Origin of the sequence: Paenirhodobacter sp. CAU 1674, assembly GCF_029222945.1 — a bacterium.
In the GTDB taxonomy this organism is placed as follows: domain Bacteria; phylum Pseudomonadota; class Alphaproteobacteria; order Rhodobacterales; family Rhodobacteraceae; genus Rhodobacter.
The window spans coordinates 287,783-302,136 of sequence record NZ_JARHUH010000001.1 but is presented as its reverse complement, the minus strand read 5'-3'; the positions used below and the strand labels follow the sequence as shown (position 1 = coordinate 302,136).

The 14,354-nt window shown below is 66.7% G+C and carries 13 protein-coding genes; 10 read left to right on the top strand and 3 right to left on the bottom strand.

The window, feature by feature from the left end:
* Positions 1–98: 98 nt before the first annotated feature.
* From P2G62_RS01420 to P2G62_RS01405, 4 genes are all read left to right on the top strand, one after another.
* Positions 99–1,877, top strand: a complete 1,779-nt coding sequence (locus P2G62_RS01420) for an SLC13 family permease (RefSeq protein WP_275733067.1) — start codon at positions 99–101, stop codon at positions 1,875–1,877.
* A gap of 83 nt (positions 1,878–1,960) precedes the next feature.
* Positions 1,961–2,701, top strand: coding sequence for a YebC/PmpR family DNA-binding transcriptional regulator (locus tag P2G62_RS01415; RefSeq protein WP_275733066.1), 741 nt, complete (start codon positions 1,961–1,963; stop codon positions 2,699–2,701).
* Positions 2,702–2,863: 162 nt separating this feature from the next.
* Positions 2,864–3,361 (top strand): molybdopterin-dependent oxidoreductase, encoded by a 498-nt coding sequence (locus tag P2G62_RS01410; RefSeq protein WP_275733065.1) that lies wholly within the window; start codon positions 2,864–2,866, stop codon positions 3,359–3,361.
* Positions 3,362–3,394: 33 nt separating this feature from the next.
* Positions 3,395–6,013, top strand: a complete 2,619-nt coding sequence (locus P2G62_RS01405; protein WP_275733064.1) for an ATP-binding protein — start codon at positions 3,395–3,397, stop codon at positions 6,011–6,013.
* On the opposite strand, the gene mprF is transcribed toward P2G62_RS01405, so the two are convergent.
* Positions 6,010–8,724, bottom strand: a complete 2,715-nt coding sequence (gene mprF / locus P2G62_RS01400; RefSeq protein ID WP_275733063.1) for a bifunctional lysylphosphatidylglycerol flippase/synthetase MprF — start codon at positions 8,722–8,724, stop codon at positions 6,010–6,012. The two genes, P2G62_RS01405 and mprF, sit on opposite strands and share 4 nt — an antisense overlap.
* A gap of 172 nt (positions 8,725–8,896) precedes the next feature.
* Here mprF and msrB point away from each other — a divergent pair, with 172 nt between their 5' ends.
* The 5 genes from msrB to P2G62_RS01375 all read left to right on the top strand — a co-directional run bounded on the left by msrB (position 8,897) and on the right by P2G62_RS01375 (position 12,180).
* Complete coding sequence (gene msrB / locus P2G62_RS01395) at positions 8,897–9,337, top strand: peptide-methionine (R)-S-oxide reductase MsrB (RefSeq protein WP_275733062.1); 441 nt, start codon at positions 8,897–8,899, stop codon at positions 9,335–9,337.
* Between the two features lie 72 nt (positions 9,338–9,409).
* Positions 9,410–10,453, top strand: a complete 1,044-nt coding sequence (locus P2G62_RS01390; RefSeq protein ID WP_275733061.1) for an aldo/keto reductase — start codon at positions 9,410–9,412, stop codon at positions 10,451–10,453.
* Entirely contained in the window at positions 10,431–10,796 is a 366-nt protein-coding gene (locus tag P2G62_RS01385) for a hypothetical protein (RefSeq protein ID WP_275733060.1), read from the top strand. Before P2G62_RS01390 ends, P2G62_RS01385 begins: the two co-directional genes overlap by 23 nt.
* Complete coding sequence (locus P2G62_RS01380; protein ID WP_275733059.1) at positions 10,784–11,281, top strand: lipocalin family protein; 498 nt, start codon at positions 10,784–10,786, stop codon at positions 11,279–11,281. The genes P2G62_RS01385 and P2G62_RS01380 overlap by 13 nt, the downstream gene beginning before the upstream one ends.
* A complete protein-coding gene (locus P2G62_RS01375) occupies positions 11,278–12,180 on the top strand; it encodes a DMT family transporter (RefSeq protein ID WP_275733058.1) in 903 nt (300 codons plus the stop codon). Before P2G62_RS01380 ends, P2G62_RS01375 begins: the two co-directional genes overlap by 4 nt.
* Here P2G62_RS01375 and P2G62_RS01370 read toward each other — a convergent pair.
* Positions 12,177–12,905, bottom strand: a complete 729-nt coding sequence (locus tag P2G62_RS01370; RefSeq protein ID WP_275733056.1) for an NUDIX hydrolase — start codon at positions 12,903–12,905, stop codon at positions 12,177–12,179. The genes P2G62_RS01375 and P2G62_RS01370 overlap by 4 nt on opposite strands.
* Positions 12,898–13,302, bottom strand: coding sequence for a DUF983 domain-containing protein (locus P2G62_RS01365; RefSeq protein ID WP_275733055.1), 405 nt, complete (start codon positions 13,300–13,302; stop codon positions 12,898–12,900). Before P2G62_RS01365 ends, P2G62_RS01370 begins: the two co-directional genes overlap by 8 nt.
* A 196-nt stretch (positions 13,303–13,498) precedes the next feature.
* Here P2G62_RS01365 and P2G62_RS01360 point away from each other — a divergent pair, with 196 nt between their 5' ends.
* Complete coding sequence (locus P2G62_RS01360; protein WP_275733054.1) at positions 13,499–14,296, top strand: EF-hand domain-containing protein; 798 nt, start codon at positions 13,499–13,501, stop codon at positions 14,294–14,296.
* Positions 14,297–14,354 lie beyond the last annotated feature (58 nt).

Here is a 14,354-nt window from a genome sequence, read left to right as displayed (position 1 = left end):
GGCGTGGCCGGGCCGGGGGCGGCGCGGCGAAAGGGCGCTTGTCTAACGCCCGCGCGCCGCTAGTATCGCGCTGAAATGAACGGTTCAGACGAGGCATCATGATCACTCTTCCCCTGTCCGAGACCGGCACCGCCCTGTTGGCGCTGGGGATCGTCGTGGGCATGTTCGTGATGTTCCTGCGCGAAAAGCACCCGCCCGAGGTTGTGGCCATGGGCGGCGCCGCGCTGATGCTGGTGCTGGGCATGGTGCCCTATGACACGGCGGTCAAGACCCTGTCGAACTCGGCCCCCTGGACGATCGCCTTCATGTTCCTGATCATGGGGGCGCTGGTGCGCACCGGTGCGCTGGACCGGATGACGCGCTATGCCGAAAGCCATATCTCGGCGCGTCCGGTGACCACGATCATCTTCATGTTCGTCATCACCATGCTGGCCTCGGGGGTGATGAACAACACGCCGGTGGTGGCGGTGATGATCCCGGTCTTCATCCAGGTCGCGCGCAAGCTGAATATCTCGCCCTCGCGGTTCCTGATGCCGCTGAGCTATTTCACGGTGATGGGCGGGATGCTGACGCTGATCGGTACCTCGACCAACATTCTGGTCGACGGGGTGGTGCGCAAGGACGGGCTGGAGCCGTTCTCGATCTTCGAAATCCTGCCGGTGGGCCTTGCCGTCGCGGCGGTGGGGTCGATCTTCATGGCGCTGTTTGCCAAGCATCTGGTGCCCGAGCGGCAGTCGATGTCCTTCCTGCTGGGCGAGCGGCCGAAGATGAAATATTTCACCGAGGTCGCGATCCCGGAAAACAGCAGCCTGATCGGGCAGGGGGTGCTGGGCGTCGATGCGTTCAAGCGCGAAGGCGTGCGCGTGGTCGATGTGCTGCGCGGCGATGCCAGCCTGCGGCGCGATCTGCCCAATGCGGAACTGGAGGCGGGCGACCGCGTGGTGCTGCGCACCGAGATGTCGGAATTGCTGGGCATGCAGCAGAACCCCGATCTGCGGATGGTCGACAAGCTGAGTTCGGTGGCGACCGAGACGGTCGAGGTGCTGATCTCGCCCGGCTGCCGGATGATCGGGCGGTCCTTGGGCGAATTGCGGCTGCGGCGGCGCTATGGCGTCTATGTTCTGGCCGCGCATCGGCGCAACCAGAACATCGGGCGTCAGCTGGACGATCTGGTGGTGGTGGTGGGCGACACCCTGCTGCTGGAGGGCGCACCCGAGGACATCGCGCGCCTGGCCGCCGACATGGATCTGGTCGATGTGTCCAAACCCACGGTGCGGGCGTTCCGGCGCAGCCACATGCCGCTGGCGGTGGGTGCGCTGGCCGCGGTCGTGGGGCTGTCGGCGCTGGATGTGGCGCCGATCATGGCCCTGGCGATGGTCGCGGTCGCGGTCATCCTGATCAGCCGCTGCATCGACGCGGACGAGGCGTTTTCCTTCATCGACGGGCGGTTGCTGGCGATGATCTTCTCGATGCTGGTGGTGGGCGAGGCGCTGGACGAGGCGGGGTCGGTCAAGCTGATCGTCGACGCCGTGGCGCCGTTCCTGGCCGAACTGCACCCGATGGCGGCGCTGTTCGCGGTCTATTTCCTGGGTCTGGTGATGACCGAGTTCCTGTCGAACAACGCCGTCGCGGTGATCTATACGCCGATCGCGATCAAGCTGGCGCTGGCGCTGGGGCTCGATCCGCGGCCCTTCGCGGTGGCGGTGATGTTCTCGGCCTCGGTCGCCTTTGCCACGCCGATCGGCTATCAGACGCATATGATGGTTTATGGTCCGGGCGGCTATCGGTTTTCGGATTTCCTGCGGCTGGGCATCCCGCTGGATATCGTCACCGGGCTGACCGCCTGTCTGGTGATCCCGCTGATCTGGCCGCTCTGAGGCGCGGTTTGCAGGCTTGGCTTGCGGGCGGGGCCCTTGCTGGCATATAGAGGCGCAAATTCAGAAATTCGACGGAGAAGGTCATGGCAGGCCATTCAAAATGGGCGAACATCCAGCACCGCAAGGGCAAGCAGGATAAACTTCGCTCCAAGATGTTCTCGAAGCTGGCGAAGGAAATCACCGTCGCGGCCAAGATGGGCGACCCGGACCCCGACAAAAACCCGCGTCTGCGTCTGGCGGTGAAAGCCGCGCGCTCGCAGTCGATGCCGAAGGATGTGATCGACCGCGCGATCAAGAAATCGCAGGGCGGCGATGCGGCCGATTACACCGAGATCCGCTATGAAGGCTATGGTCCGAACGGGATTGCGGTGATCGTCGAATGCATGACCGACAACCTCAACCGCACCGCCTCGAACGTGCGCAGCTATTTCACCAAGGCAGGCGGCAACCTGGGCCAGACCGGCTCGGTGTCGCACGGCTTCGACCGCGTGGGCGAAATCACCTATGCCGCCGATGTTGCGGATGCCGATACGGTGATGATGGCCGCGCTGGAAGCGGGCGCCGATGATGTCGAAAGCGACGAGGACGGGCATTTCATCTATTGCGCGATGGAAAGCCTGTCGGACGTGTCCGATGCGCTGGAAAAGGCCCTGGGCGAAAGCCAGGAATCCAAGCTGATCTGGAAGCCGCAGGCCCGTACCGAGGTCGATCTGGAAACCGCGCAGAAGCTGATGAAGCTGATCGACCTGCTGGAAGAAGACGATGACGTGCAGGAAGTGACGCATAACTTCGACGTGCCCGAAGACGTGGCGGCCCAGCTCTAACCCCTTGCAGACGATGACAAATGCGCCCTTCGGGGCGCCTTTTGCGTTTGGTGCGGGGGGGCGGCAGAAACGAACTGTTAGGCAATTAATCCTTTTGTGCCAGACGGATAGGGGGATCTGTGGCAGTTTCGGCGGGTCGCGTCCTTGCCGGAGGGAATTGCCGTGCGCCGTCTTCTGTTGTCGCTGATCTTGTTTCTTGCCCTGCCCTTATCGCCTGTCAGCGCCGAGCAGGCGCCCGACGGGCCGGTGCTGGTTCTTGCGGGCGATCTGCCGGGGCGGCCGCCGGGCACGGAAATCGCGTTCGACATGGCCGCGTTGCAGGCGTTGCCCGTGGCACGCTTCGCCACCACGACGATCTGGACCGAAGGCGAACAGCAGTTCGCTGGGGTGCCGCTACGGGCCTTGCTGGATGCCTACGGGATCGACGGGGGCACGGTGCAGGTCACCGCGGTCAACGATTACAGCGTGAAGATCCCCGTGTCCGAAATCCGCGAGGGCGAGGCGCTGCTGGCCTATGAACGCAACGGCGCCGCGATGCCGCTGCGCGACAAGGGGCCGCTGTGGCTCGTCTATCCCTATGATGCGGCCGAGAGCCTGCGTAACGAGGTGATCTATTCCCGCAGCGTGTGGCAGGTCGCCCGGCTGCGGATCGAGAAATAACCGGTTCGGTGAATGCACAGGCGCCCGAAGACAATGGCGTTCGCTTCCCCGGCCCCCGAGGGTGAGCGCCGGCCATCCCGGCTGCGCAAGGCGCTGGTTGTGCTTGGCGTGCTGGTGCTTCTGGGGGCGGCGCTTTGGGGGATTTATCGCTACGGCGCCGAGGTCAAGCAAGAGATTGACTCGCTTGCGATTGCCAATTCCGACAGTCAGCAATGGTCTTTGGCGCAGCTGGATGTCGAATTTGCGCGCATGCAGATCGCCCTGCTGCGCAGCGATCCGCAAGACCCCGCCAGCATCGCCGAATTTTCCCGCCGCTTCGATGTGTTCTACAGCCGCGTGCAGACCGTGCTGGATGGACACAGTTTCCGCCGGATCGTCATTACCCCGGTGGCGATTGCGCAGATCACGCAGCTGCAGGACTTCTTGCGCGATGCGGCCGGGCTGATCGACGCGCCTGACACCCCCTTCGCGCAGATCCGCCCCGATCTGATGGCCCGTTCCGACGCGCTGGCCGAAGCGGTGCGCAGCCTGTCGCTGCTGGGGGTGCGCGAATTCGCGGCCCAGGCGAAAGAGCAGCGCGAGCGCGTCTTCAATGCCCTGATGCGGCTGGCGATCCTGACTGCGCTGCTGATGGCGGTTCTGGCAGGCGGGTTTCTGGGGCTGTGGCTCTTGTGGCGGTTCGGGATGCGGCAGGCCCGCTCGCTGCGGGCGGCGAAACAGCGGCTGGAGGCGGTGATCGGAACCGCGCTGGACGCGGTGATCGTCGCCGATCAGCGCCTGCGGGTGATCGAATTCAATGCCGCGGCCGAGGCGATCTTCGGTGTCAGCCGCGATGACGCGATGGGCCGCGATCTGGCCGATCTGATCCTGCCCGAAGGGGATGCCGCGACCCGGGCGGGGGCACTGGCACATCTGCGTGGGACAGCGGGGCCGGGATTGGTGCAGCTTGATGTATGCCGCCACGATCGCACGGTGTTTCCGGCGGAACTGTCGGCGACCAACACCCGGATCGGGCGGCGGGACATCTATGTCCTGTTCCTGCGCGATATTTCCAGCCGGGTCGCTGCGCGGCAGGAACTGATTGCGGCGCGCGACACCGCGATGGCGGGCGAACGTGCCAAGGCGGCCTTCATTGCTGTGATGAGCCATGAGCTGCGCACGCCGCTGAACGGGTTGCTGGGAACGCTTGAAATCCTGCAGGGCACCTCGCTTGACGACCGTCAGCGCGATTTCGTCGCGGCGATGGCGCAGGCGGGGCAGATCCTGCTGCACCACGTCAACGATGTTCTGGATGTGGAGCGGCTGGACGCGGGCAAGCTGACGTTTTCGCGCGTGCCCTTCGACCCCGAACAGATCGCGCGGCAGATCATCGACACGCAGCGATCGGCCGCGGCCGCGCGCGGCAATGATATGGAGGTCGAGGTGCTGGGCCCCCCGATCGGGCGTGTGCTGGGGGACCCGGTGCGGGTCCGGCAGGTGTTGCTCAATCTGATCGGCAATGCGGCCAAGTTCACGACGGACGGGGTGATCCGTATCGAACTGGAATATCATCCCGCCCGCAGCACGCTGGAAATCCGCGTCATCGACACGGGAATCGGCATTTCGCGCAGCGATCTGTCGACGATCTTTGACGATTTCGTGTCGATCGACGCTGATCTGTCGCGTGAAAATACGGGCACCGGGCTGGGCCTGGGTATCGTGCGGCGGCTGGTGCAGGCGATGGGCGGCACGGTCGATGTCGAAAGCGAACTGGGCGAAGGGTCGGTCTTCTGGCTGTCGCTGCCCGCGCCACGGGCCGATCTGTCAGAGCCGGCAAGCAGCCCGACCGGACCTGCAGAGCCACCGCCGCCGGTGGAGCGTGCCGATCTGCCCGCGCTGGAGGTTCTGCTGGTCGAGGACAACACGCTCAACCGCACCGTGCTGAGCGAATTGCTGCGGCAGGGCGGACATCGGGTGACGGCGGCGCGCAATGGGCGTGAATGCGTTGATCTGGCATCGGAAAAGGTGTTCGACGTGATCTTGATGGATCTGAACATGCCGGTGCTGAACGGGTTGGAGGCGACGCGCATCCTGCGCACGGCGCCGGGTCCGAACCAGCACACGCAGATCATCGCGGTCACTGCGAACGTGTTGCCGGAAATGGCCGAGCGGTTGTTGCAGGCCGGGTGCAATCAGGTCACGTCGAAACCGGTTACCCGCAAGTCGCTGGCCGCTGCGCTGACGCAGCTTCATCTGAGGGCGAACGATAAGAATGACGACCCTGCCAGCCCGCTGGATGAAACGGTGCGGGCCGATCTGGAGGCCGTCTTCGGAAGCGAGGAATTCGCGCAACTGCAGGCGGATTTCCTTGCCGAAGGGCGCCGGCGGCTGGCCCGGATGCAGCAACTGGCGGCTGCGGGCACGTTGCCTGATTACGCTCAGGTGGCACATAAGTTCGCGGGCTCTGCGGCGATGCTGGGCCTGACCGGGTTGCATGCCGGGCTCAGACGGCACGAAATCCTGGCCGGGCAGGGGGACTTGCCTGAAATTCGTCAGGCGCTGCCCCCGCTCGCGACGCTCTGGGCCGAGGCTGAGGCCATGCTGGCCACCACACCTGGCGCGCGACCCACCACCTTGTCAGATCCGAGGCCGGGGCGCGCCCGCCTGCATTAGCGACGCTCGCCGCCATCTGGCAAGGCGGGGACGGCAGCGGTGTCGCGTGCAGCGGTTTCGGACTCAGGGGGCGTTGCGCGCGGCGGTGTCTTGCCCAGAATGCCGCGCGGTCCGCCTGCGATCAGCAGCGCGACATCGGCCATCGCCATCATCGGCGACACGCCGGGCGGCAGGGCGATGAACCGCGGCTGCCAGTCGGGGCGGAATTTCTGCTTGAACCCGCGCAGGCCCTCGAAATTGTAGAAAGCCCCGCCATGGCGGAACATCAGGTGGCCAAAGCGGTCCCAGAGCCGGGCGGTGCGTCGCTCGCTCAGCCCGGCCAGAGGCGCCACCCCAAGGCTGAATTCGGCCGCGCCCGCATCGCGATAGTGCTCGATCAAGGCCAGGAACAGGAACTCCATCAAACCCGACCCCCGCCCGGGACGATAGCGCATCAGGTCGATCGCCACCCGCGTGCCATTCCCCGGCGCCATGATATTGGCGAAGGCCAGGATCGGGGCCGGGGCGCCGGGCATCTCCGGATCATGCTGCCGCAGCACGGCAATCGGGAAATGCGCCAAATAGTCCGCATGGAAATGCCCGACAGAAAAGCGCTTCTCGCGTCCGGCCTTGGCCGCCAGCCATTCTTGCGAAATCGTGCCCAGCTCGGCCAGCAGCGTCTCGGAATGGGGCGGGTGCAAAAGCTGCAACGCCAGCCCCTCTCGCTGGGCCTTGTTATAGGCCGCGCGCATGGTCTTGAACGCCCCGCCCGCCAGAGAGAACCCGGGCAGCGCGATGACTGCCTCTTCGCCGACCTTGTGCAAGGCCAGCCCCATTTCGACCCAAAGCGTCAGGTGCCGCGCGCTGACCTCGTAGAAGATCGCGCGCCCCCCCGCGCGCAGCGCCTCTTCATGGAAGGCCCAGGCAGCCTCGACGCCAGAGCTTGCCGGCCCGACCGGGTCCCCCAGGGCGACCCAGTTGGCACGCTGGCGGCCATACATCACGAAAGCGCGTTGATCGGGCGAGAACTGAAAGGACTTGTCGCCGGTCAGCGCCAGACAGGCCTGGGGCTCATTTTGCGCGGCAATGATCTGCGCGGCCAGCGCGAGGCTTTCCTCGCAAGGGGCCCCAGATCGTGCTCGTGAGGGTTGCAGCGCCAGATAGACCGTGAAGGTCAGCAGCACTGCCGAAGCCGCCAGCGCCGCCCGGAAGGCCCGCGGCGTGTTGGCGTCATGGGTGAACTCGGTCCAGAAGGCCTGCGAATAGGGCGTGGCCTCGTGGACGAAGAAGAAGAACGACCCCGCCGCCAGCACCACCGCCGCGACCATCGCGAACCAGGCGGGGGTGAACACGCCTTCGGTGATCTTGGCATGACGGTGGAATTCATGCCGGAAGGGCAGCAGCGCCAGCGCGCCCAGCGTCAGAAGCAGTGCGCTTTCGATGTCGAAATTGTTCATCAGGGCCGCGATCACGCCGCCACCCAGGGCAACGATGGTCAGCCAGAATGCCCCCGACAGGCGCCGCATCAACCCGTGTGACAGGATCATCAGCACGATCCCCATCACGGCAGAGACCAGCGTGCCGCCTTCCAGTAGGATCGCGCCGACCAGATCGTCGCTGTCGCCGGTCGGGATGGCCGAAGGCATCAAGGCGACCAGCAGCAGATAGCCGCCAAAGCCCAGGGCCCAAAGCCCGGTCAGCCAGGGCGCGGCGCCGCCCAGTGCCCCCATCACGGGGCGCATCGGTTCGGACAGCTCGCCAAAGACGCGCGCCGCCCAGCCGCCCGCCAGCCGTGCCTCGTTCAGCGAAACGATGACGAAGGCAATGGCGAAGGGCAGCAGGTAATAGATCGAGCGGAACATCAGCAGCGCGGCGGCCACGTCCCCCACCGCAATGCCCGGCGGCATCGCCGCCAGCACCACGGTTTCGAAAACGCCCACGCCGCCCGGCACATGGCTGAGCACGCCGACCATCGTGGCGGTGGCATAGATCGCGAGGAAGGTGGTGAAGCCCGGCGCGCCCTCGGGCAGCAGGATATAGAGCGTCAGCGCCGCCATGGTGGAATCGAACAGCGCCACCACCAGCTGACCCACCAGAATCCGCGGGGCGGGCATGGTGATGTCATAGCGCCAGATCTTCAGGCTGCGGCGGCTGGCCGAGAGCCAGAACAGCAGCGCCAGCGTGCCGCCCCCCGCGCCGAAGGCTCCCAGCCGGATCAGCGATTGGGGCAGCGGCAACAGCCCGTGCAGCGCTGCGGGGTGCAGCCCCAGCGCAAACAACCCGACCAGCGTCAGCCCCATCCCCATCGCCAGCGCGATATAAGAGGCCAGCGCCGCCACGTCGAAGGCATTGAGGCCGAAGGCCGAATAGATCCGGTAACGCACCGCGCCGCCGGAAATCACACTGATGCCGATGGTATTGCCGAAGGCATAGCCCAGAAACCCGCCCAGGGCGACCGCGCGCAGCGGCAGGCGTTTCTCCAGATAGGTCAGCGCCCACCAGTCATAGCCGATCAGCGCCATGTAACCCAGTGCGGTGGCCGCCATCGCGATGGCCAGCGCCGAGGGCGGCATCGTCTTGATCTGAAGCAGGATATCGGCGGCATGCACGGGTTTGAGCAACCGATAGAGCGCCCAGAGCCCGACGGCAAACAGCCCCAGCCCAAGCCCGATGGGCAGCAGGTTGCGCAGGCGCGCGGTGCGGGGCGTCGCGGACGATGGACTTTGGGGCATCTGGGCACGATTCTGTTGCGCTGGTCATGGTATCGGCTATGCGCGCGCCCATCACAACGGCTTTGCGCCGAAAAATGTCGCATCCGGCGTAGCGGTGGATTGCCCCGGCGCGGGGGCTTTCCTTGGCGGCGCGCAGAGCTATCTTGCGCAAGGCATTACAACGGAGCCCCCGATGACCCGCTATCACAAGACCCCCGAGGCGTTGGCCCGCCTGAGCGCCGAAGAATACCATGTGACCCAGGAAGCGGGCACCGAACGGCCCTTTACCGGCGCGCTTCTGGGCAACAAGGCCCGCGGGATCTATGTCGATATCGTCTCGGGCGAGCCGCTGTTTGCGTCGTCCGACAAGTATGAATCGGGCTGCGGCTGGCCGTCGTTCACGCGCCCGCTGGTGACCAGCCATGTCGTCGAACTGCCCGACCCGAGCCTGGGCCATATGCGCACCGAGGTGCGTTCTGCCCATGGCGACAGCCATCTGGGCCATGTCTTCGAGGACGGCCCGGCCGAGGCGGGCGGTCTGCGCTATTGCATCAACTCGGCGGCGCTGCGCTTTGTGCCGGTCGAGGAGATGGAGGCCCAGGGCTATGGCGATCTGATCGACCAGGTCGGCTGAGCCGGTCGCTTGGGGGTTTCCCTCGCGCCGGGGCTGTGGCAGGCTCCGGCAAAATCCAGACAGGAGGCAGAGATGCGCAAGCGTGAATTGGGCCGGACCGGCCTGATGGTGTCCGAGATTTGTCTTGGCACCATGACCTGGGGCACCCAGAATACCGAAGCCGAGGGCCACGCCCAGATCGACCACGCGCTGGCGCGGGGCGTCGATTTCCTGGACACGGCAGAAATGTATCCGGTCAACCCGGTGACCGCGGAAACCGTGGGCGATACGGAAACGATCATCGGGTCGTGGCTGGCGAAATCGGGGCGGCGCGACGAGGTGGTGATCGCCTCGAAAATCGCCGGTCCGGGGCAGATCATCCGCAAGGGCGAACAGATCGACCCCGCCAACATCCGTCGCGCGCTGGAGGCCAGCCTGACCCGGCTGCGCACCGATTACATCGACCTGTATCAGTTCCACTGGCCCAATCGCGGCAGCTATCACTTCCGCCAGAACTGGGGCTTCGACGCCAGCAAGCAGCCCGCGCGGGCCGAGGTGATCGAGAACATGGCGGCCTGTCTGGAAACGCTGAAGGATCTGGTGGCCGAGGGCAAGATCCGGCATTTCGGCCTGTCGAACGAAAGCGCCTGGGGCACCGCGCAATGGCTGGCCTTGGCCGAGGCCGGGCATGGGCCGCGGGTGGCCTCGATCCAGAACGAATATTCGCTGATGTGCCGTCTGTATGACACCGATCTGGCCGAGCTGGGCGTGCATGAGGATGTCACCTGTCTGGCCTATTCGCCGCTGGCGGTGGGGATGCTGAGCGGCAAATATTCCGGCGGGGCGGTGCCCGAGGGCTCGCGCCGGTCACTCAACCGCGAGCTGGGCGGGCGCTCGAACCCGCGCGCCTATGAGATCGCGGATGTCTATGTCGGTATCGCGCGCGAGGCGGGGCTGGACCCGGTCACGATGGCGATCGCCTGGGTTCTGGGGCGCCCGTTCCCGGTCATCCCGATCATCGGCGGCACCTCGGTCGCGCAGCTGGACAAATCGCTGGATGCCGCAGGGATGGTGCTACCGCCCGACGTTCTCAAGGCGATCGAAAAGGCCCATCATGCGCATCCGATGCCGTTCTGACCGGCGTGTGAGGGTCGGGCTTGGTGTGGCTGTGGTCCTGCTGTCGCTGGCGGGCTGCAAGCCCGCCGATGACAGGCCGCCCAAGCTTGAACCCGTGGGCGCCGCGCTGGTCGCGCAGCAAAAGACGCTGTGCGAAGGGCAGGGCGGCGATTGGGTGGCAAGTCGCGACGGGCTGATCTGTCAGCATCGCCCGAAGGATGGCGGCAAGGCCTGCCGCACCGGCGCCGATTGCGAGGGCGTGTGTCTGGCGCGGTCGATGACCTGTGCGCCGGTAGTGCCCTTGTTGGGATGTAACGAGGTGGTGACCGCCTCTGGTTTGCGGGTGACCGAATGCGTCGACTGATCTGGGCTGCGGCCCTTGGGCTTGCGGCCTGTGCCGCCCCGGCCCCGGCGCCGGGGCTGCGCGAGGACGGGGCGTGGATTTCCTCGGCCGCGCTGTTCGATCCGGCGCGCTTCGCGGGCCGCTGGAAGGTGGCCGCAAGCGGCACGCCGGGCTGCGCGGGGGCCACGCAGGACTGGGCCTATGACGGGCACGGCGGCTATGCCCTGTCGGGTGTGGATTGCAGCGGGGCCAAGCCTGCGGTGCTGGCCGGGCGCGCGGTGGTGACGGGGCCGGGCGGGCGGATCACGCCCGACACGGGCTTCGGGCGCGAACCGGTCTGGGTGCTGTGGGTCGATCAGGATTACCGCGTCGCGGTGCTGGGCACGCCCTCGGGGCGGTTCGGCATGGTGCTGGCGCGTGATCTGCCGGCGCGGGCCGATCTGCGGACGGCGGCGCATGAGGTGCTGTCCTTCAACGGCTATCTGCCCGGCAAGATCGGGCGATGAGCGGGGCGCTGTTCGTCGTCATCACCTTCGCGGCGGCGGCGGTGCAGACGTTGCGCTTCATGCTGCAAAAACGGTTAACCGGCACCGGGCTGTCGGTCGGCGGCGCGACGTTTTCGCGGTTTCTGTTCGGCGCGCCGATTGCGGCGACGGTGGCGGCGCTGGTGCTGATCGCCACCGCGCAGGGCTGGCCCGAAACGGGCGCGCGGTTCTGGGGCTTTGCGCTGGCGGGGGGCGCCGCGCAGGTGGTCGCGACCTTCCTGACGGTCGCGCTGTTCAAGCTGCGCAATTTCGCCGTCGGTGTTGCCTTCACCAAGACCGAGACGGTGCAGGTCGCGCTGTTCTCGCTGCTGATCCTGGGCGAGGGCGTGTCGGTGCTGGGCTGGCTGGGCATCGGTGTCGGGTTGGCGGGGGTGCTGGCGCTGTCGAAATCCCCGGCGGGTGGCGCGATGTCGCCGCGCGCAGCACTTTATGGTATTGCGGCGGGCGGTTTGTTCGGCCTGTCGGCGATCTGTTATCGTGGCGCCACGCTCGAACTGATGCCGCTGCCCTTCTTTACCCGTGCCATCGTCACACTGGCCTGCGTTACCTTCGCGCAAAGCCTTGGCATGGCGGCCTATCTGCGCCTGCGCGAGCCGGGCGAGCTGGGCCGGGTGCTGCGCGCTTGGCACAAGACGGTCTGGGTCGGCATCACCGGGGTTGCGGGATCGGCGGGGTGGTTTGCGGCCTTTGCGCTGCAAAACGCGGCCTATGTGCGGGCCTTGGGGCAGGTGGAAATCGTTTTCACGCTGCTGGTGTCCGCGCTGGTATTCCACGAACGGCTGACCCGCCGCGAAGGCGTGGGGATCGCGCTGGTGGTGGCCTCGCTGCTGATTATCGTGCTGGGCGGCGCGCGCGGTTAGTCGATCCGCCGGAAGATCGAACGCGACCCGGAATTGTCGAAGAACGGCACGCTTTCGGGCGGCCCCAGCGGCCCGCTGGTGGACTCCAGCAGGGCCTGCACCTCGGCCAGCACGACCTCGGTGATGAAGGGCAGGTTCAGCGCGCGGGCCTCGGCCATCGGCACCCAGTGCAGATGGCTGAGTTCGTCGCAGGCGCGCGAGAAATCGTCGGGGTCCGAGGCCAGATCGGCGACATCGGTCAGGAAGAAACGCGCATCGAACCGGCGCGGGCGGCCCGGTGGGGTGATCGCGCGAAAGACGAAATGCAGCGGGGCGGCGGCGGGCAGGTGCCCGGTTTCTGCAAAGCCCGTCCAATCCGCGGGCGGGGTGTCCGGCCAGGCCCCGGGCGCCCCCAGCAGAAGGCCGGTTTCCTCCCACAGTTCGCGCACGGCGGCGGTGGCGAGGGCCGGGCCCACATCAACGGGCGCCTCGAAGGCCAGCCGCCGCGCGCAGGTCGCCGACAGTGGCGTGGCCTGTGCAATCGCGCTGTCGCCCGCATCGAGCGCGCCGCCCGGGAAGACGTATTTCGACGGCATGAAGGCCGCGCCAGCGCCGCGCATCCCCATCAGGACGGCAGGGCCTTGCGTGCCGTCGCGGCGCACGACCAGCACGGTCGCGGCATGGCGCAGCGCGGTCTTGTCGATGGTGGGGTGATGCGGGGCGGCGGGCGGGCTTTGTTCAGTCATGCACGATCTCTCCGGCGCCGAAGCCATGCATCCGGCGCGACCATTGAATGCCCACGATCATGCCTTTCAGCCGCGGCAGCAGCGCTAGCGACAGCGCGACCGTGCCGGTGGCGAAGATCGCGATCAGGGTTTGCGGGCTGGGGCGATAGGCGACGAAGGCCCACAGGATAGCGGGCGCCATCAGATGCCCGACGATCAGGATCGTCAGATAGGCCGGGCCATCGTCGGCGCGTTGGGGGGTGAAATCCTCGCCGCAGGCGGGGCAGGCGTCGCGCACCGTCAGATAGCCGCTAAGCAAGCGCCCGCGCCCGCACGCCGGGCAGCGGCACAGCAGACCGCGCGTGATGGCACGGCCCAGCGGGCGGTCGTCTTCGGTGTCGATCTGGGTCATGGTCATCGCGCTCTCCCCTTCGCGTTGCTTTGTTATCGGACGAAAGCGCGCGAGGGGGAAGGAAATTCCGCCGATAGTCCGTGGCTCACGATCGCTTCACGCTTGAGTGAGGGGCGCGCGTATGGCGACGGAACCCCGGGAATGCCGCGTTTGGAGGGTATCAGCGGCGCAGGAGGGTGCCGCGAAACACGGAGTTGATACGATGAAACGTACGCTGAAACAGACGATCGTGGCCGCGCTGATGGCGGGGACGGCGCTGGCCGTGGCCGTGCCGGTCGTGGCGCAGCAAATGAATGGCCAGCCGCCGGTGATGGCGCAGGCACAGGATGGCACCGGCCCGGTGGGTCAGGGTCCGATGGGGCGGCCCGGCATGGGCGGTCAAGGTCCGATGGGCCAAGGCCCGATGGTCGATGCGCCGATGGGTGGCCCGATGGGCGGTCCGATGCTGGGCTTTGACTTCAAGGACTTCGATACCGATGGCGATGGCAAGGTGACCGCGGAAGAGATCGCCGCCAAACGTGCCGCGGAGGCGGCCGCGCTGGATGCCAACGGGGATGGCAAGCTGAGTGCCGAAGAACTGGTGGCGGCGGATATGCGCAAGGCGCAGCTGCGTGCGGAAGCGCGGGTGAAGGCCCGGATCGCGGCGCAGGACACTGACGGCGACGGGATGCTGTCGGCGGCGGAACTGGCGCTGCCGCGCGGCCCGCAAGGGATGTTCGATCGCTTCGACGCCAATGACGATGGCGCGGTGACCGAGGACGAACTGGCTGCTTTGCAGGCCCGGATGGGGGATCGCATGGGGGGCCAGAATCGCGATGGGCGCTGGCATGATCGCCACGGCGGCAAGCACGGCGACCGGATGCGGGGCGATTGCAACGCGATGGGTCCGCAGGGGCCGATGGGCCGTCCGGGTGCCAATGGCCCGATGGGGCCGCAAAACGACGGCTGGGGGCAGTTCTTCAACCGCCAGACCGCGCCTGCGCCGCAGCAGGGTAACTGATCCGGTTCCGGCCCGGGGGAAACCTCCGGGCCGGGACGATGCACAAATTGCCACGGGA

Coding starts and splice junctions, on each gene's coding strand:
- P2G62_RS01420 (WP_275733067.1), top strand. CDS start 99: ATGATCACTCTTCCCCTGTCCGAGACCGGCACCGCCCTGTTGGCGCTG.
- P2G62_RS01415 (WP_275733066.1), top strand. CDS start 1,961: ATGGCAGGCCATTCAAAATGGGCGAACATCCAGCACCGCAAGGGCAAG.
- P2G62_RS01405 (WP_275733064.1), top strand. CDS start 3,395: ATGGCGTTCGCTTCCCCGGCCCCCGAGGGTGAGCGCCGGCCATCCCGG.
- mprF (WP_275733063.1), bottom strand. CDS start 8,724: ATGCCCCAAAGTCCATCGTCCGCGACGCCCCGCACCGCGCGCCTGCGC.
- msrB (WP_275733062.1), top strand. CDS start 8,897: ATGACCCGCTATCACAAGACCCCCGAGGCGTTGGCCCGCCTGAGCGCC.
- P2G62_RS01390 (WP_275733061.1), top strand. CDS start 9,410: ATGCGCAAGCGTGAATTGGGCCGGACCGGCCTGATGGTGTCCGAGATT.
- P2G62_RS01385 (WP_275733060.1), top strand. CDS start 10,431: ATGCGCATCCGATGCCGTTCTGACCGGCGTGTGAGGGTCGGGCTTGGT.
- P2G62_RS01380 (WP_275733059.1), top strand. CDS start 10,784: ATGCGTCGACTGATCTGGGCTGCGGCCCTTGGGCTTGCGGCCTGTGCC.
- P2G62_RS01375 (WP_275733058.1), top strand. CDS start 11,278: ATGAGCGGGGCGCTGTTCGTCGTCATCACCTTCGCGGCGGCGGCGGTG.
- P2G62_RS01370 (WP_275733056.1), bottom strand. CDS start 12,905: ATGACTGAACAAAGCCCGCCCGCCGCCCCGCATCACCCCACCATCGAC.
- P2G62_RS01365 (WP_275733055.1), bottom strand. CDS start 13,302: ATGACCATGACCCAGATCGACACCGAAGACGACCGCCCGCTGGGCCGT.
- P2G62_RS01360 (WP_275733054.1), top strand. CDS start 13,499: ATGAAACGTACGCTGAAACAGACGATCGTGGCCGCGCTGATGGCGGGG.